The 19,369-nt window shown below is 40.6% G+C and carries 15 protein-coding genes, 1 tRNA gene and 1 pseudogene; 12 read left to right on the plus strand and 5 right to left on the minus strand.

Going from position 1 to position 19,369, the window contains the following annotated elements:
- Nucleotides 1-59: 59 nt before the first annotated feature.
- Nucleotides 60-548 carry a winged helix-turn-helix transcriptional regulator gene (locus ACE3PQ_RS05865; protein WP_374296062.1) on the minus strand — a complete coding sequence of 163 codons (489 nt, stop codon included), beginning with the start codon at nt 546-548 and terminating at the stop codon, nt 60-62.
- Between the two features lie 126 nt (nt 549-674).
- A complete protein-coding gene (locus ACE3PQ_RS05870) occupies nt 675-1,823 on the minus strand; it encodes an iron-containing alcohol dehydrogenase (protein ID WP_374296093.1) in 1,149 nt (382 codons plus the stop codon).
- A gap of 98 nt (nt 1,824-1,921) precedes the next feature.
- On the opposite strand from ACE3PQ_RS05870, the gene ACE3PQ_RS05875 reads away from it, so the two are divergent.
- From ACE3PQ_RS05875 to ACE3PQ_RS05895, 5 genes are all read left to right on the plus strand, one after another.
- Nucleotides 1,922-2,461, plus strand: a complete 540-nt coding sequence (locus tag ACE3PQ_RS05875) for a low molecular weight protein-tyrosine-phosphatase (RefSeq protein ID WP_374296064.1) — start codon at nt 1,922-1,924, stop codon at nt 2,459-2,461.
- Nucleotides 2,462-2,515: 54 nt separating this feature from the next.
- Complete coding sequence (murB, locus tag ACE3PQ_RS05880) at nt 2,516-3,586, plus strand: UDP-N-acetylmuramate dehydrogenase (RefSeq protein WP_374296066.1); 1,071 nt, start codon at nt 2,516-2,518, stop codon at nt 3,584-3,586.
- 43 nt (nt 3,587-3,629) lie between these two features.
- Complete coding sequence (locus ACE3PQ_RS05885; protein ID WP_374296068.1) at nt 3,630-4,781, plus strand: YdcF family protein; 1,152 nt, start codon at nt 3,630-3,632, stop codon at nt 4,779-4,781.
- Nucleotides 4,782-4,783: 2 nt separating this feature from the next.
- On the plus strand, nt 4,784-5,827 hold the full coding sequence (locus ACE3PQ_RS05890) for an alpha/beta hydrolase (protein WP_374296071.1): 1,044 nt from the start codon (nt 4,784-4,786) through the stop codon (nt 5,825-5,827).
- 66 nt (nt 5,828-5,893) lie between these two features.
- On the plus strand, nt 5,894-6,718 hold the full coding sequence (locus tag ACE3PQ_RS05895) for a Rossmann-like and DUF2520 domain-containing protein (RefSeq protein ID WP_374296073.1): 825 nt from the start codon (nt 5,894-5,896) through the stop codon (nt 6,716-6,718).
- 232 nt (nt 6,719-6,950) lie between these two features.
- On the opposite strand, the gene gcvH is transcribed toward ACE3PQ_RS05895, so the two are convergent.
- The 3 genes from gcvH to ACE3PQ_RS05910 all read right to left on the minus strand — a co-directional run bounded on the left by gcvH (nt 6,951) and on the right by ACE3PQ_RS05910 (nt 10,694).
- On the minus strand, nt 6,951-7,325 hold the full coding sequence (gene gcvH, locus ACE3PQ_RS05900) for a glycine cleavage system protein GcvH (protein ID WP_374296075.1): 375 nt from the start codon (nt 7,323-7,325) through the stop codon (nt 6,951-6,953).
- A 244-nt stretch (nt 7,326-7,569) separates the two neighbouring features.
- A complete protein-coding gene (locus ACE3PQ_RS05905) occupies nt 7,570-8,583 on the minus strand; it encodes an AraC family transcriptional regulator ligand-binding domain-containing protein (RefSeq protein ID WP_374296076.1) in 1,014 nt (337 codons plus the stop codon).
- A 278-nt stretch (nt 8,584-8,861) separates the two neighbouring features.
- Nucleotides 8,862-10,694: an ABC transporter ATP-binding protein gene (locus tag ACE3PQ_RS05910; RefSeq protein ID WP_374296078.1), complete on the minus strand. Its 1,833-nt coding sequence runs from the start codon at nt 10,692-10,694 to the stop codon at nt 8,862-8,864.
- 561 nt (nt 10,695-11,255) lie between these two features.
- Between ACE3PQ_RS05910 and ACE3PQ_RS05915 the strand changes: the two genes are divergently transcribed.
- From ACE3PQ_RS05915 to ACE3PQ_RS05945, 7 genes and pseudogenes are all read left to right on the plus strand, one after another.
- Nucleotides 11,256-13,286: an FAD-dependent oxidoreductase gene (locus ACE3PQ_RS05915; protein ID WP_374296080.1), complete on the plus strand. Its 2,031-nt coding sequence runs from the start codon at nt 11,256-11,258 to the stop codon at nt 13,284-13,286.
- A gap of 126 nt (nt 13,287-13,412) precedes the next feature.
- Nucleotides 13,413-13,502, plus strand: a tRNA-Ser gene (locus tag ACE3PQ_RS05920).
- A gap of 97 nt (nt 13,503-13,599) precedes the next feature.
- Nucleotides 13,600-14,181, plus strand: a pseudogene (locus ACE3PQ_RS05925) (putative toxin); the annotation flags it as partial.
- 11 nt (nt 14,182-14,192) lie between these two features.
- Nucleotides 14,193-15,575, plus strand: coding sequence for a hypothetical protein (locus ACE3PQ_RS05930; RefSeq protein WP_374296082.1), 1,383 nt, complete (start codon nt 14,193-14,195; stop codon nt 15,573-15,575).
- 423 nt (nt 15,576-15,998) lie between these two features.
- Nucleotides 15,999-16,991 (plus strand): DUF1852 domain-containing protein, encoded by a 993-nt coding sequence (locus ACE3PQ_RS05935; RefSeq protein ID WP_374296084.1) that lies wholly within the window; start codon nt 15,999-16,001, stop codon nt 16,989-16,991.
- A gap of 82 nt (nt 16,992-17,073) precedes the next feature.
- On the plus strand, nt 17,074-18,105 hold the full coding sequence (locus tag ACE3PQ_RS05940; RefSeq protein WP_374296085.1) for a methionine synthase: 1,032 nt from the start codon (nt 17,074-17,076) through the stop codon (nt 18,103-18,105).
- A gap of 189 nt (nt 18,106-18,294) precedes the next feature.
- A complete protein-coding gene (locus tag ACE3PQ_RS05945) occupies nt 18,295-18,813 on the plus strand; it encodes a flavin reductase (RefSeq protein WP_374296088.1) in 519 nt (172 codons plus the stop codon).
- Nucleotides 18,814-19,369 lie beyond the last annotated feature (556 nt).

The raw sequence follows: 19,369 nt of genomic DNA on the forward strand, positions 1-19,369 counted from the left end.
CAATAACGCTGTTTTAAAAAACTTAACAACCACTTTATATCACCTCCACTTTAGCGAATTTAGGTTTTTGTTTTTTCCGAAAGCATTTGTTCAGCGCTGAGTTCAGATTTACCTTGTTTGATTAAAATCTTCCGTGTTCCGATTGCTGCACCAGTCTGTTGATCGATGACCACTGGCTCAATCATCGTACCTTGCTGGTCGTCGTAGAACTGATGCATCAGGTCAGGATTTTGATGCGGTACATGTTTACTTCCCCAATCGGCAATCACAAATAGAATCGGTAAAAAATCTCGTCCTGCTTGAGTGAGTATATATTCTTCACGAGGTGGATTGTCTGAGTAGCGACGTTTTGTCAACAAACCATCTTCCACTAAATCATTGAGGCGTTTGGTGAGCATCGTCGGGGCAATGTTCAAACGCTTACGAAATTGATCAAAACGTGTAAACCCTGCATGCGCATCACGCAGGATCAGGATACTCCACGTGTCGCCAAAGACAGATAGACTGCGAGCAACGGGGCAGGTGTCATTCACGATTTTTTTGCTCATAGTATGATATTCGCCTTTTCTACCTTGATTTTTTACTACTTAAAAGATAGTAACATGGTTTAAGGTCAAGCTCTACGCATGTCTTTTCGAGAAAGATTTTGAACATCATATATTTTAAGAAGTCGTTTATAACACAGCGTGATAAATCGCTAAAGCATCGGCTTCGCTTAGCTCACGTGGGTTATTTTGCAACAGTCGGGTTTGCAATATCGCATCGTGCGCAAGTGTATCTAATAAATCTTCGGTAATATCCAGTTCAGAGAGTTTTAATTTCAAACCACTTTGTTCACAGATATTTTGCATGTGATTAATAAATAGTTGGCAAAGTTCAGATGTTGAGCCTTTGGCATTTGGATTGATTGCTTGCATAAGTTCTGCATACAGTGTTTCTGCCACCGGCGCATTAAACTTCAAAACCTCACACAAAACTAAGGTGTTGCTGTGCCCATGAGAGAGATGGCAATGCCCACCGAGTGGATAAGCGAGTGCATGGACAGCAGCGACTGGTGCATTGGCAAAAGCCTGACCTGCAAGCATTGCGCCGAAAAGCATATCTTGACGTGCTACTAAATTTTGTGGTGACTTGAGTGCAATCGGTAGTGATTGATCAAGTAATTTTAATGCTTGGATTGCAAGCAAGTCAGAATATGAATTTTTCTTATGTTTTGAGGTGTAAGCTTCGATGGCATGCACCATTGCATCGATACCTGTTGCTGCCGTAATGTGCGCAGGGAGGTTTACAGTTAAGCTTGCATCGAGGATGGCAGTATCTGCATAGAGAATTGGTGACACCACACCAGATTTTGTTGTTTCGCCAGTGGTGACAATTGCGATCGGTGTTACCTCTGATCCAGTACCTGCAGTGGTTGGAATCTGAATTAAGGGTAGACGAGGTGCTTGGACTTGATTGACCCCATACATGCTTTGTAATGACTGTGATTGTTTTGGATGGGCAAGTACCGCAATGAGCTTGGCGACATCCATCGCACTACCACCACCTAATCCGATCACGCCATCGACTTGAGATCGTTTGGCAAAATCGACTGCTGAGAGCACCACATGATCAGGCGGATCGGCTTGCACATCAGTATAGAGCTGATAATTGGTTTGAATCTGGTCAGTCACTTGCTTGGCAATGCCTTGCGCAACTAGACCATGATCGGTCACGACCATGATATTGCGCATATTGAGCCTGCGACATTCTTCATTCATTTGAGATAAACTATCAATCCCAACGATCAAATTCGCAACAGTTTGAAAGGCAAATCCTGACATTTTTCGTCCTGAAACTTTTGTATTGTCCATGATTTTGCTAATGTAGCATGCGTTGCTTAGGCGTCATAGCGCATCATTTACTTTACATTTGGGCAGTCATGTCAAAACCATCAGACCAATTCAGCAATACAAATCAAACGGCAGTGCCTTATAAAGTGTTGTGCGTATGTTTAGGTAATATTTGTCGCTCACCCACCGCAGAGGTGATACTGCAACAACAGGCTTTGCGTGCAGGATTAAATATACAAGTTGATTCAGCAGGCACCAGTAATTATCATCCGAATAAAGCACCTGACTCACGCAGTCAGCGTCATGCACTTGCACATGGTTATGATTTGAGTCACTTACGAGCAAGGCAGTTAAAATTGGCTGATTTTCAAGATTTTGATCTTATCTTGGCAATGGATCATCAGAATTATGCTGATATTCTGCGTTTGAAAGCGCAAGCAGACCAAGTGAATTCAGATCAAATGAATGTAAAAGTTGCTTTAATGAGTGCGCATGATGCAGTCTATCCAAAGCAAGCTTTACCCGATCCATATTATGGTGGGGCAGATGGTTTTGAACGCGTGATTGCGCAGTGTGAATCAAGCAGTGCAGCGTGGGTGCGATATTGGCAATCGCAAAATATCGGCTAATATACGATTTGTATTGCAGACATCAAACTTCATAGAAAATCATTTGGAAAATACGTGATAGCTACACACAACAAGATCAATCTAAACATACAGCACAATGTTGATTTAAGCCCACACAATACACTGGCGTTACAGTCGCAAAGTAGTCATTACTTTGCAATGACTGATATTGATCAAATCGAAACGATTGTTGAATTTGCAGAATCGGAAAAACTATCTATTTTCATTTTGTCTGGTGGTAGTAATATTGTGCTGCCTGCACAGATGCAGACCTTAACTGTGCATATGCAAAACATGGGTAAAGAAATTGTTGAAGATAAAGAAAATACAGTGCTACTCAAAGTTCAAGCAGGTGAAAATTGGCACGAATTTGTAAAATGGTGTTGTGAAAATGGCTATCATGGACTCGAAAATTTAGCATTGATTCCAGGTTGTGTTGGCGCATCGCCGATTCAAAATATTGGCGCCTATGGCGTAGAAGTCGGTGAGTTTATTGAACAGATTTGGGCATATGACTTAGTGCAAAAATGCCATGTCATTTTCCACGCAGATGAGTGCCAATTTGCTTATCGAGATAGTCTGTTTAAACGCAATGCAGGACGATATATCGTGTATGCGGTCAGTTTCCGATTATTAAAAAAAGCAGAACTGAAACTAAATTATGCTGATGTGGGACAGCGAGTTGGTGATGCGCCAACACCAAAAAAATTATTTGATGCGATTGTAGCGATTCGCCAAGCGAAACTCCCTGATCCAAAAGAATTTCCAAATACAGGCAGTTTTTTTAAAAATCCAGTTTTGGATGCAACACAGTTTGCCGAGTTTATTAAGAAGCACCCGAATGCCCCACATTATAAATTAGCAGATCAAGTTGATACATCGATCAAAGTCGCAGCGGGTTGGCTCATTGAGCAAGCAGGTTGGAAGGGGAAACGGCTTGGTTCGGTGGGTATGTTTGAGCGTCAGGCATTGGTTCTAGTGAATTATGCAATCGCCGATCAACAGGATGTAAAGAACACTTATCAACACATTCAACACGATATCTATCAAAAATTTGCTATTCGTCTTGAGCCTGAACCCGTATTATTGGGTGAAGATGGTACAATCCAAGCACATAATCAATGATTGATTTGCATGAAACCTTTTGAAACACGATAAATAGGAATCTATGGTAAAACTAGCGAAGCTAAAAAGTATGATGTATTGGGTGATTGGTTTGTCGGTTATCCTCATTTTGCTTATTGCTTTTGTTTATAGCCCATATTATGCCAAAAGTGGCTTGTGGCTGTTGGATCGCTTTGTTAGTCAAGAAGTTGATCCAGTGGCAGCTGAAAGCCAAAAGAACGGACAGCTCAGTGCTGAAAATGAGCTTGAGCCTGGTTCGAAAGAATGGGTCGCACGACAAGCTTATCTTGCCGAAGTGAATCAAAGCTTAGATCAGAATGATGCGTCCAAGTTTTTGCAAATACAGCAACGCTACAACTTATTGTTGAAAATGATTGCAGAGCAAAAACAAGATGAACTGGACTACCAACTTCAAGTTTTTTCTGACAATGAGTTGAAAGCCAATATAGAGCAATATCAGAATCAGGCTTCCGTTTCGAATAATATTGAAAATAGCGTAGATGACGATAGCGAAGTAGAAATAGATATTGAAGCTTTGTTTGAAGATGTCATTAGTGATGAAAATCAACCATTGTTTGAGCAGTATCGTCAATTTCTAACAGATGAATCGACAAAGATTCAACTTGAAAACACTTCGTCTGAAGCCACACAAGTTCGAGCACCATTTATTTTTCAACGCCCTGCACATCAGCCACATGCCATTGTTATTTTGGGTGGCGGTCTAACCAGTGGTGAGCAGGAAGGTGAAATTGTTGTTAATGCATATACTCAGAAACGCCTTGAGCAAGCAGTCGAAGTTTATCAAAGTCATAATCTGCCGATTGTACTCAGTGGTGTGGAAGCACCTTATATGCAGAAGTGGCTCGAACAACATCAAATTCATGCACAATTCTTAGAAAATCGTAGTATGAATACCTGTGAAAATACCCGATTCAGCTCATTATTATTACAAAAGCAGGGTGGTGCGCCGACCGTGTTTTTAGTGACCGATGCTTATCATATGGCGAGAGCAAAGCGATTGTTTGCGATCAATGGTATTGCGACAATTCCTGTGATTGCACCATTGCCAAATACGTTGACTGAGTGGCAACCAAGCAAACAAAATCTAATGCACAGTCGCCGTGCAACCTATGAAATCCTTGCCACCATGCGTGATGTATGGTTTGGTGAAAGTAACTGCCGAGAGATTCCTTAATTATGGCGAATATTCCATTTATGAATCCTGCGTTACTCAGCGCAACTGATTTACCGATTCCCGATCCGATCGAAACGCCAAAGGCACTGAATCATTTGGATTTGTCTGAGCCAACTTTGCTCAACCCAATGCTTGAGGGTTATCAACGGCTTTATGCACTTGATCAACTGAATAGCTATCATTGGCAAGGTGTGGTTGAAGTTGATCAATATCGTATTCATGTTCAAGTTTATGAACCAAAATTTGCTGAAGATGAACAAGGCGAAGTAAAAGGCTCTGTCTGGTTGGTACATGGTTATCTTGAACACAGCGGGATTTATCAGCCAATTATCAAAGAAATTTTGGAGCAAGGTTTTAGCGTATTGGCTTTTGATTTACCTGGTCATGGACTGAGTAATGGGACTGTGGCGGGTATAGAAGATTTTGATGATTATCAAAAAGTGCTACACGGTATTGCCGAAGTCGTTGAAGGCGCAAAATCCCTACCTAAGCCGTGGCATGGCATTGGACAAAGTACAGGTGGCGCGATTTGGATGCATCATTTATTGGAATATGCTGAAAATCGACAGCAACCTTTAGTCGATCGCGTATTGTTGTTATCACCTCTGATACGCCCTGCAAAAAGTTCTTGGTGGCACAACTCGGTTGGGTTGGGTATTGTGCGACGCATTCGGCGCCAAGTGCCTCGAAAGTTTAAACGTAATAACCATAATCCTGAATTTCTACGTTTTGTTCGATTACAAGATCCTTTGCAACCTCGTGCGATGAGTATGGATTGGATATTGGCATTGTCAAAGTGGATGCCTCTGATGGAAGCTCGACCACCGTGTCGTATTCCTGTTTGGCTGGCGCAAGGTGCGCTCGATCAAACGGTGGATTGGCGTTATAACCATGAATTTATTCGTCGAAAATTTCGTTTGCAGACTTCATTGATTTTGGAAGAAGGTTCGCATCAGTTGATCAATGAGCGTGAAGATATTCGTGCTGCGCTAACAGGATTAATCCCTGCATTTTTACATGCCAAATATAAGCGTCAATACTATTAAAAGCTCTTTGTAATAACTGATTGGAAAATGCATTATTAAAACTTGCTGACAAGATTTGAGAAAAGAATGACGGATCAAGAGCAACTCACAATTTCTATTATTGGAACAGGTCGTGTTGCAACCCATCTTGCACACCATTTGTATCAGCAAAATCAAGAAATTCAAAATGTCTTTAATCGGAGTTTGCAAAAAGCACAGGCTTTTGCAAATCAAATCAATGCGAAAGGTATTGATGATTTAGCGCAAATTTGCGATTCAGATATTGTGTTGATTTGCGTCAGTGATTCAGCAATTACAGAGATTGCTCAACAACTTTCCCAAAATCAATATCAAGGCTTGGTTGCACAAACATCGGGAAGTACCGCACTTCAAGCTCTAACCGATTTTGGATTGAATTCAGGCGTGTTTTATCCATTGCAAACATTTAGTTTTGATCAAAAGATTGATTGGCAAAACACACCGATCTTTATTGAAGCAAGATATGAGAGTTCATTGGCACAGTTGCAACGACTCGCAGAGAAATTTAGCTCGAAAGTATATCAATACGATTCAGCGCAACGTTTGTCGTTACATTTAGCCGCAGTATTTGCATGTAATTTTAGTAATTATTGCTATGACATTGCGCAGCAAATTTTGGATGAAAAAAAGGTCGATGTAGATTTGCTGTTACCACTTATTGATGCTACCGCAGAAAAGTTAAAGCATGGCAGGGCAGTTGATAACCAAACAGGACCTGCTGTACGCAAGGATCAGCAGGTATTGAAGATGCATCAAAGCATGTTAGGAAGTAATACAGAATGGCAAAAACTGTATCAGCTAATGAGTGATGGAATTTCTTTTAGAGCTCGTACGAATACAAAATGCCACGAACAAGCAGGAAAGCCTTTTTAGTCTATTAAATTCACAAATGCACTGTCATATCACGGGCTAGTAACTCAAAGAAAACAAAAGCTTACTTAGCCAGTAATTGCCATAAAAAATCATTAATTTTGTCCATTAAGCGTAAGTTTATATTTTAGAAATTAAAATCAAAAAAACACGTTGTTATTCGACAACGTGTTTTTTTAATACTTATTCATCTTGTAAATGATGAAACGATCAGACTCGTCTAGGAGTTACGAATTTACAACCCCGCCTCATAATCTGCACTGTTAAGCAGTGCTTCAACATCCGCAATATTGTCTGCTTTGATCTTATAAATCCAACCTTTGTCATATGGGTCTTCATTGACGATTTCAGGATCATCTTCGAGGGCAGTATTGACTTCGATCACTTCACCTGACACAGGTGCATGAATATCCGATGCAGTCTTGACCGATTCAACGATGCCTGCTTGCTCGCCTGCAGTGACAGTATCGCCAACTTCAGGCGCTTCTACATAGACCAAATCACCCAAAGCATCTTGCGCATGATCGCTGATACCTGTAATGACAATGTCACCATCTACACGAACCCATTCATGTGTGCTTGCATAACGTAAATCTTCTGGGTGATTCATAGTGTTCCCTTAAATTCTAAAAAATAAATCAAACATAGTCAGAGAAATTTAATCCTGCTACAGCGTTAACCTCGCTCGCAGTACTATTTGTACACCTTCGCTCGGTTGCCTTATATCAGAAATTAATTTCTTCGACTATAAAAGCTTGGAAAAGTTATACCGTGTTTGACAAAAAAAGCAAATCATAAAGCTAAATGGTGATCACAATTTAAGTGAAAAATTCATACAGCTAAAGATCAACCGATTATAAATATGGATCTTTACGCCAGTTGCTTGGGCTACGACCACTCCAACGCTTAAATGCACGGCTAAAATTCGCAACGTCTGAATAGCCAAGCTCATCAGAAATTTGCTCTAAACTATAGTCCGTACGTGACAATAGCGCAGTAGCACGACGATAGCGTACTTCATCAACGATGGTTGAGAACGATGTCCCTTCGGTGGCAAGTTGACGCTTTAATGTCCGATCAGACATAAACAACTTTTCTGCGACCGCTTCGATACCGAGGTGTTGTTCATGCTCAGTCAAAATGTCACGCACTTTCATGGAAAGACGACGGCGTTCACCCAGAGCAGAAAGCTCTGTTTCGCAGTGGTTAATCGCTACTTGGCTAGATATCGGGTCGGCGTGTACCATATTCAGACCCAAATAGCTTTTATCAAAGCTTGCCAAGAGATGTGGTTGATTAAAACGAAAGGTTGAATTGATTAAATTTTTATAACGCTCAAAGCCTTCTGGTTGCTCAAAATCAAAATCAATCTCACCACGCAACTCTTGACCTGTCAAAGCTTGTCCCATGGTCAAAATGCCAATGGTCAGTGTCATGATAATTTCGTTACGAAGTGGTTGTAGTTCGATATTACACTTCAGCTCAATAGTGGCTTTGTCTGTAAAAGTAGAAAAATACAGCTGTAAAAAGGGCATACGTAGCTGAATAAAGCGAGAGGCAAGGACTAAGGCTTCGGTGGCATTTTCAGCGGTCATGATGGCATAGCCAATAAAGCCATGAATGGAAATACGCATCTGCGTACCGAGATGAAAGCCAAGACTTGGCTCTCCAGTCAAGGCATGAGCGCGTTTGATTAGTTCATTGGCGACTTCAACAGGCATACGTGTATCGGGATGTGCCAGTTGTTCGCTAGTTAGTCCGAAAGGCTCAAAAAATACCGTATCGTTGTAGCCCCAACGTGAAACCACATCGAGTATTAACAAGCCATATACACCTGGAATACCTTGATCTTGGTGCATTGTCGTCATGCCAATATCCTTATCACACAGTCATTTCGCCATCTTGACGAAATGATTTTTCAATCGCTTAGCAGTAGATGCTAAATTTTAATTCGTTTGGCATCATGCCATGAAGCGATATTACCAATCTTAAAAATTGTCTAACAACAAGATTCGCATTGCAATAGCTGAAATGCCGACATTAATAGGTGGAAAATGTCATTCAGCTATTTAACTAGTTATTCAACTTAGATTAGCAATTATATCGAGGCGTCAGTCTTTTCATCGACGGTTATCTGGCCATCTTCTTAATGCTCATCAAGATTAATAAAACCACCACTCTGACGTGCCCAAAGCTGTGCGTACAGCCCATTTTGATGAATCAGTTCATCATGAGAACCTTGCTCGATGATACGCCCTTGATCCAGTACAATCAGGCGATCCATTTTGGCAATCGTGGATAGTCGATGTGCAATGGCGATCACCGTTTTACCGTCCATCAAGTGTTCTAAACTTTCTTGAATCGCCGCTTCAACTTCTGAATCTAGTGCACTGGTTGCTTCATCCAAAATCAAAATTGGCGCATCTTTTAAGAATACACGGGCAATGGCAATACGCTGACGTTGACCGCCTGAGAGTTTGACACCACGTTCACCGACATAGGCATCTAAACCTTTGCGACCTTTCATATCGACCAACTGCGGGATAAAGTCACTGGCTTGTGCTTTGGCAAGTGCTTCTTGCACTTCTGCATCAGTTGCATCAGGACGACCATATTTGATGTTTTCAAGTACAGTACGATGCAGAAGAGAGGTGTCTTGAGTTACTAGGGCAATTTTTTTACGTAAGCTATCTTGCGTCACATCTTGGATATTCTGTCCATCAATCAAAATCTGACCTTGATTCACACGATAAAAATGTAATAACAATTGAATCAGCGTTGATTTGCCTGCGCCTGAACGACCAACGATACCAATCTTTTCACCTGCTTTGATGTCAAGGTTGAAATGGTCTAAGACATTGCGATCGGTGTAGGCAAAATTCACATCTTTAAACTGAATGCGACCATGATCCACTGCTAAAGTTTCGGCATTAGCCTTGTCTTGAATGGCAATCGGTTTGCCCATGGTATGCATGCCGTCTTGAATCGTCCCGACATTTTCAAAAAGTTGTGTGACATTCCACATCAAAAATTCAGACAAACTATCGAGTTTCAGTACCATCGCCGTTGACGCTGCAATCACGCCAAGCGCAGCTTCACCATTCATCCAAAGATACAGCGATGTGCCAATCACACTGATATATAGAAATGCACTGAGTACATTGATGGAAATCTGATATTTCACACCCAAGCGCATTTGCTTATACACAGTGACCATAAAGTCCTGCATTGAGCGTTTGGCGTAGATGCTCTCACGACCTGCATGAGCAAAGAGCTTTACCGTTTGAATATTGGTATAAGCATCGGTGATACGACCTGTCATCTCGGCACGTGCATTGGCTTGCTCAGCAGACACTTTACCCAAGCGTGGAATAAAATAACTGGCAATCAGTACAAATAAAGCGAGCCAAATGAGCAGAGGTAAAACCAATAATGGCGAGATCGAACCCAGTACGATATTGATACTGATAAAGTAAATCAGGACGTAGGCAAGCATATCGCCCAAGATTATCCAAAATTCACGTACAGCAAGCGCAGTCTGCATGACTTTTGCCGACAGTCGTCCTGCAAAATCATTATGGAAAAAGTCTAAGCTTTGACCTAAAAGCAGATTGTGAAAACGCCAACGCATGCGCATTGGGAAATTGCTAAACAAAACTTGGTGTTTGATGATCGACTGAAAACTGGCGAAAAAGACATTCGCAAATAACACCGCAACCAATAACATTAAATTCTGCTGATGATCTACAAGAAATGATTCAGGTGAGCTTTGGCTGATCCAATCGACCAATTTACCAATATAGGTGAAAAAGACTACTTCAAAAGCTGCCGTTGCAGCCGTACACAAAATAAGTAGTAATAAATACGGTCGAACGCCTTTAGTCGCCTGCCATACAAAAGCAAAAAATGTCTTAGGTAATGGTGTGTTGAGATTTTCCGTCGGGTAGGGATTAACCAGTCTTTCAAACCAAGCAAACATAAAATACCTAAATCATTTTTACAGATCACTACCTTAATGTGGCTTTTCGATCAAAATTCAAATTTATCACTCAGTTTTTGAAATATAAGGTTTGAAAAAGTCTTGATGCAGTTAAGTCGTAGGTAGCGTAGCAGGAGAATGTATATTCGAGCGATTCTAAATCTTTGATGTGTTTGGAATGCGCTGTAATTTCGTGTTTATTTTAGCGCAAAATTACCCTATATTGCTGTATTTATCACATAAATTCTGATGTTATCAGCGTATTTCAAAGGCAAAACTAAGCGTGCTTGCCAAGTTGACACCGTATGTCGTCGCTAATGCCATTCACTTGACCACGCAAAATACTTAAATTATCACTTAATCTATGCAACAAAGTGCATAAATGCAAATTTGCTGATTTTATCCGTTTGAATTGCTTTATGTACCACGTATTTAAATTGATCAATTTAGATTAGACTGACTTTTTTTAATCTTGATGATGAAAACGGCAGATAACTAAATCAGCTAAGCAACACAGCCAAACGACAACACCAACACGACAGCCAAAGTAGGAATTCACCCATGACTAGCTATCAACACGTTTTACAGCCTTTGGATTTGGGCTTTACCACGATTCGTAACCGTACTGTGATGGGTTCAATGCACAGTGGTTTGGAAGATCGTTTTTATAATTATCCAAAGCTTGCTGCATATTTTGCAGAACGTGCTAAAGGTGGTGTAGGGCTGATTATCACAGGTGGTATTTCGCCAAACCGTCAAGGTTGGTTGCTGCCTGCGGGTGGTACCATGAACACATGGGGTGATGTGATCAATCATCGTATCGTAACGCATGCAGTGCATAAGCATGGCGCAAAGATTTTGATGCAAATTCTGCACTCAGGGCGTTATGGTTATCAGCCTTTTGTGGTGTCATCTAGTCCGATCAAATCGCCAATTTCACCGTTTAAGCCACGTAAGCTCAGTGATAAGCAAATTCTTAGTACCATTGATGATTATGCACGCTGTGCCAATTTGGCAAAAAAAGCAGGCTATGATGGCGTAGAAATCATGGGCTCAGAAGGTTATTTGATTAACCAATTCCTTAGCCGTCATGTCAATCAACGTGATGACCGTTGGGGTGGAGATATCGAAGGGCGTATGCGTTTCGCCGTGGAATTAGTTAAAGCAATCCGTGCTAAAGTCGGCGAGAAGTTTATTATCTGCTTCCGTCTGTCGATGATTGATTTGGTTCAAGATGGCAACACGATGGAAGAAGTCATCATCGTTGCCAAAGCACTTGAGCAAGCGGGTGTGACTTTGCTGAATACTGGTATCGGGTGGCATGAAGCACGTATTCCAACCATTGTAACTTCAGTACCTCGTGCAGCTTTTGTTAATGTTACGGCGGAAGTAAAACAACACGTATCCATCCCTGTGATTGCATCGAATCGTATCAATATGCCTGAAACAGCTGAGCAAATCTTGGCAGATGGGCAAGCGGATATGATTCAAATGGCTCGACCATTCTTAGCTGATCCGTATTGGGTGAACAAAACCGCAGAAAATCGTGTTAATGAGATCAATACTTGTATCGCCTGTAACCAAGCCTGCTTAGACCATACTTTCCAAAATAAACGTGCATCTTGTCTAGTCAATCCACAAGCGTGTCACGAAACAGAATTGGTCTATATCAAAACTAAGAAACCAAAACGTGTTGCTGTGGTCGGTGGTGGTGTCGCAGGCATGTCTGCGGCAACTGTTGCTGCACAGCGTGGACATCAAGTGACTTTGTTTGAAGCGGATAGCGATATTGGTGGTCAATTTAACTTGGCAAAAGTCGTTCCGGGTAAAGAAGAATTCCACGAAACCATTCGTTATTTCAAAGTACAACTGGAGAAAACTGGGGTTGATGTGCGATTAAATACCCGAATCAATCGTGAACAACTTGAACGTGAAGGCTTTGAAGAGGTGATCGTGGCGACTGGTGTAGTGCCACGTCAGCTGAAAATCGACGGTGCAGATTCACCAAAAGTATTGTCTTATGCCGAAGTCCTAAAAGGCGCAGAAGTCGGTAATCGTGTTGCGGTAATTGGTGCAGGTGGGATTGGCTTTGATGTCAGTGAATACTTGCTTAAACCACCGCATCAACCACAACCGCAACCACTCGATGAGTGGCGTAAAGAGTGGGGCGTTGATCCACATGCAAACTATGATTCGGAAGGTGGTCTAGTTCGTGCAGAAGTCGAAACGCCAATCCGTGAGATTTTCTTGCTACAACGTAAAACTACACCGCTGGGTATTGGTTTAGGAAAGACTTCAGGTTGGGTACACCGTGCCCAACTGAAAAAGCATAATGTAAAAATGATGCGTGGCGTACAGTATAAAGCTGTGACTGATGAAGGGCTTTGGATTGAAGCGAATGGCGTCGAGCAACTTCTTCGTGTTGATACGATCGTGGTTTGTGCAGGGCAAGAGTCTGTCAAGGCGCTCTATCCTCAAGAAGGTGAAAAGCATCTTGCTAAGTATCACATCATTGGCGGTGCAAAGCTTGCGGCCGAGCTTGATGCAAAACGTGCGATTCGTGATGGCGCTGAAGTGGCATCTAAGCTGTAATGCACTGTAGTCCATCGTCTTTTTAAAAATGTATTGATTATGGAATATGCAGTTAAAGCGTTGTGATGCAAAAAGTGATGAAATTCACTTGTATAAAGCATCAATGCTTTGTATCCTTGCGCACAAGGAAGCGTGGCAGAGCGGTTTAATGCACCGGTCTTGAAAACCGACGAGGGTGTGAGTCCTCCGTGAGTTCGAATCTCACCGCTTCCGCCAAATATTTTAAAGAGCCCTTGATTATTCAAGGGTTTTTTATTTGAGTTAGATTTTTACCACATCAATTACCACAAAGTGGTTTGGATTAGTTGCCATTTTAAGAAAAAATGGTGGTGAAGAGTTAGTAGGAATTGCTGACGATATCTTAGTTATTTTTGGCAGAAACTCCTCTTCATTTGATCGAGTTCTTTCAGCGATTGATTTAATTGTAGGTACTGATCTTAAGCCAGGAAAAGGTCAGTCACTTACCCTGATTAAAAATGACGCTGATAAAATTAGAAAAGATAGAGATCATGTACAAACGGTCTATCAAAATAAAGTAGATGTTATTACACGAAATAGGTTGAATGGAAAAGAGTTTGAAACTAGTGCTGCAAGCAAGTTGGGGGTGCAACGCAATACAGATCGGCAAATGATTACTGTAAAAACAGAAAGAGATGGGCAAATTAATATTATCCCAGATGCTTTTGGTAATGGTCGTACATTAGTTGAATTCAAGAATGTTCAATATCTTTCAGATACTAAGCAACTCAGAGGCTATGAGGCAACAGGAAAACCTGTAAGCTTAGTTGTAAATATGAATACAAAGATATCAGCAACAGTGCAAAATGCTATTTTTAAAAATAATGGGACAATACAGCGATTTAATCCTATTACTAAAACAGTTCACCCATTATAGGAAATATTCAAATGAAGTTTAAGCGCCCTATTCATTGTAAAATTTACACACCAATTATGTTGAGAAACCCGCAAGATTTTTTTATGCGAGTACACCATTATTGCGACCATTTCTCAGACATGCTTCCTGAAAAGTGTGGTTTTTGGAGTCCATTAAAAATTAGCTTTACGCCTGAAATGATTGAAAGTTTAATCCCTGAAGATCGAGGTGGAGCAGCAGATCGATTGTATTGTCAGCGCTTAAAAAAGCCACGTTGTCATGTACAGTTCTCACCCTCCTCAATACATGGAAAAAGTCATAGTGAAGAATATATTTGTGCTGAATTAGGTCAAGTAGATCAAAATAAGCTCATTGAATATATCAAAGAAACTACGGTGAAATACATGGCTGATTTAGCAATTATTGATGCAAACCGTGGAAAGGAACCTGATCCTCTAATAATTGAAGGTTGGCGTGATATTACACCGATTACACTTCAGTTAAAACATTGGTTACCAGATATGTATTGGGGCGTTGTATTTGGAAAGCCTTATGTTGATCTCTTTGGCTTAAACATTCTTATGTCCGTACCAGCATATAGGGTCGAAAAGTTATCTGATCATGCAGTTTATATACAGCTTTCTGAATTTGTCGATGATGTATTCGAGAAACGTGACTATATAGATGAGCAACGTGAAATATTAAAACAACACTTAGGCAATGATGCTTTTTGGAGTAATGAAAAAAGCTATGTAATTAATATCGATTACAGGGTTTTAAAAGGTTTGTCTGAACATACAGAAATTCATATCCCCTTACAGACAAATTATACAGATGTTTTTCGTGTCCCACATTTTAAATTTATTTCTGATACTTATATGCAAGCTGAAATAGCTCCAGTAAATATGGAAGAATATTTAAGTGAAATAAAACAAATTGGTACAGATGATTGGGAGGTCAGAGTATCGCAAAAATGGTTATTAAGACCTTTTGATACAAGTGTGGATTATGATAGTTATGGTGACGTTGAGGAAATATCTTTCTTTTATAAACCAGATGGTTATGATTTACCTGTGGACAAAGAACTTTTCATTGGTGCATGGGATCACTCAGTGCAAGACATTCAAGAATATGCAAAAAATATACTTGTAAATTTAAAATCTGCTTACCCTCAATCAGAAACAAAATGGGAGTGTATTGAGCAAAGTGTTCAAGAGGTAGATGGAGTCTATGTTGTTTTGTTGGATCAAATTGATCAACAACAACATAACATATTTAGAATTGTATCAAAGGTCTTAATTTTTCCGAATTATGTTGTAAAACTTACATTTATGGATTATTGGGTTGATCGGTTGGATGTTTCAAAGGAAATTTCAGATCCAATTATGGATTCGTTCAAAAAAATTGGTGGATAGTCAGCTAAAATTTGTCTGATTTCATCGCTGTGCAGTGGAGGTCCTATTATGCACATCTTATTACTAAAAAATTGGGTGGATCAGTATGATGATGCATGTATTTTTTAAAAACAAAAGAAAGATAAACTTTTAATTCCTAGTATCGTCAACTAATTGTTGTTGATGTGGTACAGCAATAGCTTCCCATTCATCATAAGACAAAATAGGTGGAAAAGCGGCTACTACTAATTGAATGGTAGCTACTCAACTTTCAACATTAATTTAAATTTTTTTAATAAATCAGTCTGCTTTACATATAACCTCCACAACATGAATTTTCTTCATCTTTTTGTGAAATTAAGTCGTTTTTATTCATGTTGGCTTTTCGGTATAAATAGCGTCATAGATTAATACGCTTTTTATCTCTCAAGGGGCTACATCATCATGACTCAGATTAAACCTAGCCAAGAATTTACATTTTCGATCAAGCGTATCCGCTTTGATGAAGACTATCGTCCTTCGGACAATACGCGGATCACCACGAACTTTGCCAATCTCGCACGAGGTGAAAGTCGCCAAGAAAACTTGCGTAACACCATTCAGATGATGAATAACCGTTTCAATGCTTTGGCGCATTGCGACAATCCAAATGCAGATCGCTACGCTATCGAGCTTGATATTATCTCTGTGGATATTGATGTAGAAGGCAAAGGTGATACTTTCCCAACCATTGAAATTTTGCAAACCACGATTATTGATCAGCAAAAAAATCAACGTATCGATGGTATCGTGGGGAATAATTTTTCATCGTATGTACGTGATTATGATTTTAGCGTGTTGTTACCTGCGCATAATCAAGATCAAGCGCAGTTTAGTCTGCCTGAAAACTATGGTGAGCTTCATGGCAAAATTTTTAAATCTTTTGTGCATTCAGATGTATATGCAGCGAACTTTAGTAAATCGCCAGTGATTTGCTTGAGTGTTTCAAATACCAAAACTTATCATCGTACCGCTAATGTGCATCCTGTATTAGGTGTGGAATATCAGCAGGATGAATATTCTTTGACCGATGAATATTTTGCAAAAATGGGTTTAAAGGTGCGCTACTTTATGCCGAAAGATAGTGTGTCACCGCTTGCTTTTTATCACAGTGGCGATCTGCTGAGTGATTATAGTGAATTGGAGTTGATCGGTACGATTAGCACGATGGAAACCTTCCAAAAGATCTATCGTCCTGAAATCTACAATGCCAATTCTGTGGCAGGACAATGTTTTAAGCCAAGTTTAAAGCATCAAGATTATTCATTGACACGTATTGTCTACGATCGTGAAGAGCGTGGTCGCTTGGCGATTGAACAAGGCAAATTTACCGAAGAAAGCTTTATCAAGCCGTATAAAACCATCCTTGAACGATGGGCGAGCAATTGCGCTGTTTAAAGCCTTAAGCATTTATAAACAGACTTGAGTGTCTAAAACAGCCCGAAACATTTAAAAACTTATTTTTTATAGATGATTGAATATGAAAATTTTACTACCGACATCAACCGCAGGCAGTTTGCCGAAACCATCTTGGTTGGCGGAACCTGAGAAACTTTGGTCGCCGTGGAAACCGCAAGGTGATGAGCTGATTGAAGCAAAGCAAGATGCGTTGAGTTTGTCTTTACATGAGCAAGTCCAAGCAGGCATTGATATCGTCAGTGATGGTGAGCAAACTCGTCAGCACTTTGTGACCACATTTATCGAGCATCTAAATGGTGTGGACTTTGAAAAACGTGAAACGGTGCGTATTCGCAATCGCTATGATGCCAGTGTGCCGACCGTGGTCAGTGCGGTATCTCGTCCAAAATCGGTCTTTGTTGAAGATGCAAAATACTTACGTCAGCAAACGTCGCAACCGATCAAATGGGCATTGCCTGGTCCAATGACCATGATTGATACGCTATATGATGCGCACTACAAAAGCCGTGAAAAGTTGGCGTGGGAATTTGCCAAAATCCTCAATGAAGAAGCCAAAGAACTCGAAGCGGCAGGGGTGGATATTATCCAATTCGATGAGCCTGCATTTAATGTGTTCTTTGATGAGGTCAATGATTGGGGGGTGGCTACACTTGAGCGTGCAATCGAAGGCTTGAAGTGTGAAACCGCCGTGCATATCTGCTACGGCTACGGTATCAAAGCCAATACCGATTGGAAAAAAACACTCGGCAATGAATGGCGTCAATATGAAGAAGCCTTTCCAAAGCTACAACAATCCAAAATCGACATCGTGTCACTCGAGTGCCAAAACTCACGAGTGCCAATGGATTTGATCGAATTGATTCGTGGTAAAAAAGTCATGGTCGGAGCAATCGACGTGGCTACCAACAGCATAGAAACGCCTGAACAAGTGGCTGATACCTTGCGCAAAGCATTGCAATTCGTGGATGCGGATAAACTCTATCCATCAACCAACTGTGGCATGGCACCACTCGCTCGTGAGGTGGCAAGAGGCAAGCTGAATGCACTCAGTGCAGGTGCGGAAATTATTCGTAAAGAGCTTTTGGGCAAATAGTCATCTAGAGTGTGATTTAACCCCTCTAAATCTCCCAATAAAAAAGGGGAGACTTACTAGAATTCTCATCTGTATTAGATTCGTGTCTCCTTCCCTTTTTTAAGGGGAAGGTCGGGATGGGGTTTTATTTGACCATCCTTCTTTAAAAAGAGGGGACGGTCGTAAATTGTGTACGTGAGGAAAAATGTGATGGTTGAAGCAACAGATTTTAGAGATGCAATGTCTTTATTGAGCAGTGCCGTCAGTGTGGTGACTACGGCAGGTGTGTCAGATCGTCATGGTTTTACTGCATCGGCAGTATGTAGTGTCACTGATACACCACCGACCTTATTGGTGTGTATGAATCAATTTTCTCGTTCACATACACATTTTGCTGAAAATAAAATCCTCACGGTAAATGTGCTTGGTGCACAGCATCAACACATTTCCAATATCTTTGCTTCAACGATGAGTTCTGAGGAACGCTTCGAGCATGGCGAATGGACGACCTTAGAAACTGGTGCACCTGTGTTAAACGATGCGTTGGTCAGTTTTGATTGTGAGATCGAGCAAGTGCAAGCTGTAGGGACGCATGATATTTTTATCTGTCGAATTGTGGCGATACAGCACAATGCCGATGATGAAAGTAAGAGTGATAAAAGTTTGGTTTACTTTAACCGCACTTATCATCATGTTGGAAAAGTGGTGGAGCAGGTGGAGATTGCCTAAATAGAAAGAAATGCTTTTGCTTATCTCCACGGAAATACGCATAAAGATACTCTTTAAGTAATTAAAATATCTATAAGAATTCGATTGTCAGAAAAAAAATCGACTTTAATATACAAAGATATAATTTTAACAAGATGCGCAATGATGACACTCGATCATTACTATGATCAATTGCATGATCTGATCTATCAAATCCCGAGCTCAAAGCAAGGATGGGAGAACTTTGCGAAGTAGTTATTACAAGTGCTGAACGCATCGTATGTGCACATTCAAGCGATTGATTTTCGGTATCAGGTGGTTTCATTTAGTAATGGAGTAGGACCACTACCGCTTGAAAACTACGTAAATGCAGAACTCGCATATTTGCGGTTACCGATCGAATCTGACCCACGTTGGGGGAAGTTTTTAGAAACCGAGAGACTGTAAATAAAACTGTGTAAACGCTTAAACTATCCCTCAACGTTGTTGGGGGTAACACAGGTGTTTACCATGAAAGATGAAGCAATGTTGGCATTAGCTAAAGAATTTGCCAAAAACCTAAAAACAGAAGCTGACC

The organism is Acinetobacter sp., assembly GCF_041911495.1.
Taxonomy (GTDB): Bacteria; Pseudomonadota; Gammaproteobacteria; order Pseudomonadales; family Moraxellaceae; genus Acinetobacter.

Excerpts from the sequence above, each read along its gene's own strand:
- gcvH (WP_374296075.1), bottom strand. The coding sequence starts at position 7,325 with ATGAATCACCCAGAAGATTTACGTTATGCAAGCACACATGAATGGGTT.
- ACE3PQ_RS05875 (WP_374296064.1), top strand. The coding sequence starts at position 1,922 with ATGTCAAAACCATCAGACCAATTCAGCAATACAAATCAAACGGCAGTG.
- ACE3PQ_RS05865 (WP_374296062.1), bottom strand. The coding sequence starts at position 548 with ATGAGCAAAAAAATCGTGAATGACACCTGCCCCGTTGCTCGCAGTCTA.
- ACE3PQ_RS05940 (WP_374296085.1), top strand. The coding sequence starts at position 17,074 with ATGAAAATTTTACTACCGACATCAACCGCAGGCAGTTTGCCGAAACCA.
- ACE3PQ_RS05915 (WP_374296080.1), top strand. The coding sequence starts at position 11,256 with ATGACTAGCTATCAACACGTTTTACAGCCTTTGGATTTGGGCTTTACC.
- ACE3PQ_RS05905 (WP_374296076.1), bottom strand. The coding sequence starts at position 8,583 with ATGACGACAATGCACCAAGATCAAGGTATTCCAGGTGTATATGGCTTG.
- ACE3PQ_RS05895 (WP_374296073.1), top strand. The coding sequence starts at position 5,894 with ATGACGGATCAAGAGCAACTCACAATTTCTATTATTGGAACAGGTCGT.
- ACE3PQ_RS05885 (WP_374296068.1), top strand. The coding sequence starts at position 3,630 with ATGGTAAAACTAGCGAAGCTAAAAAGTATGATGTATTGGGTGATTGGT.
- ACE3PQ_RS05935 (WP_374296084.1), top strand. The coding sequence starts at position 15,999 with ATGACTCAGATTAAACCTAGCCAAGAATTTACATTTTCGATCAAGCGT.
- ACE3PQ_RS05890 (WP_374296071.1), top strand. The coding sequence starts at position 4,784 with ATGGCGAATATTCCATTTATGAATCCTGCGTTACTCAGCGCAACTGAT.
- ACE3PQ_RS05930 (WP_374296082.1), top strand. The coding sequence starts at position 14,193 with ATGAAGTTTAAGCGCCCTATTCATTGTAAAATTTACACACCAATTATG.
- ACE3PQ_RS05910 (WP_374296078.1), bottom strand. The coding sequence starts at position 10,694 with ATGTTTGCTTGGTTTGAAAGACTGGTTAATCCCTACCCGACGGAAAAT.
- ACE3PQ_RS05945 (WP_374296088.1), top strand. The coding sequence starts at position 18,295 with ATGGTTGAAGCAACAGATTTTAGAGATGCAATGTCTTTATTGAGCAGT.
- ACE3PQ_RS05870 (WP_374296093.1), bottom strand. The coding sequence starts at position 1,823 with ATGTCAGGATTTGCCTTTCAAACTGTTGCGAATTTGATCGTTGGGATT.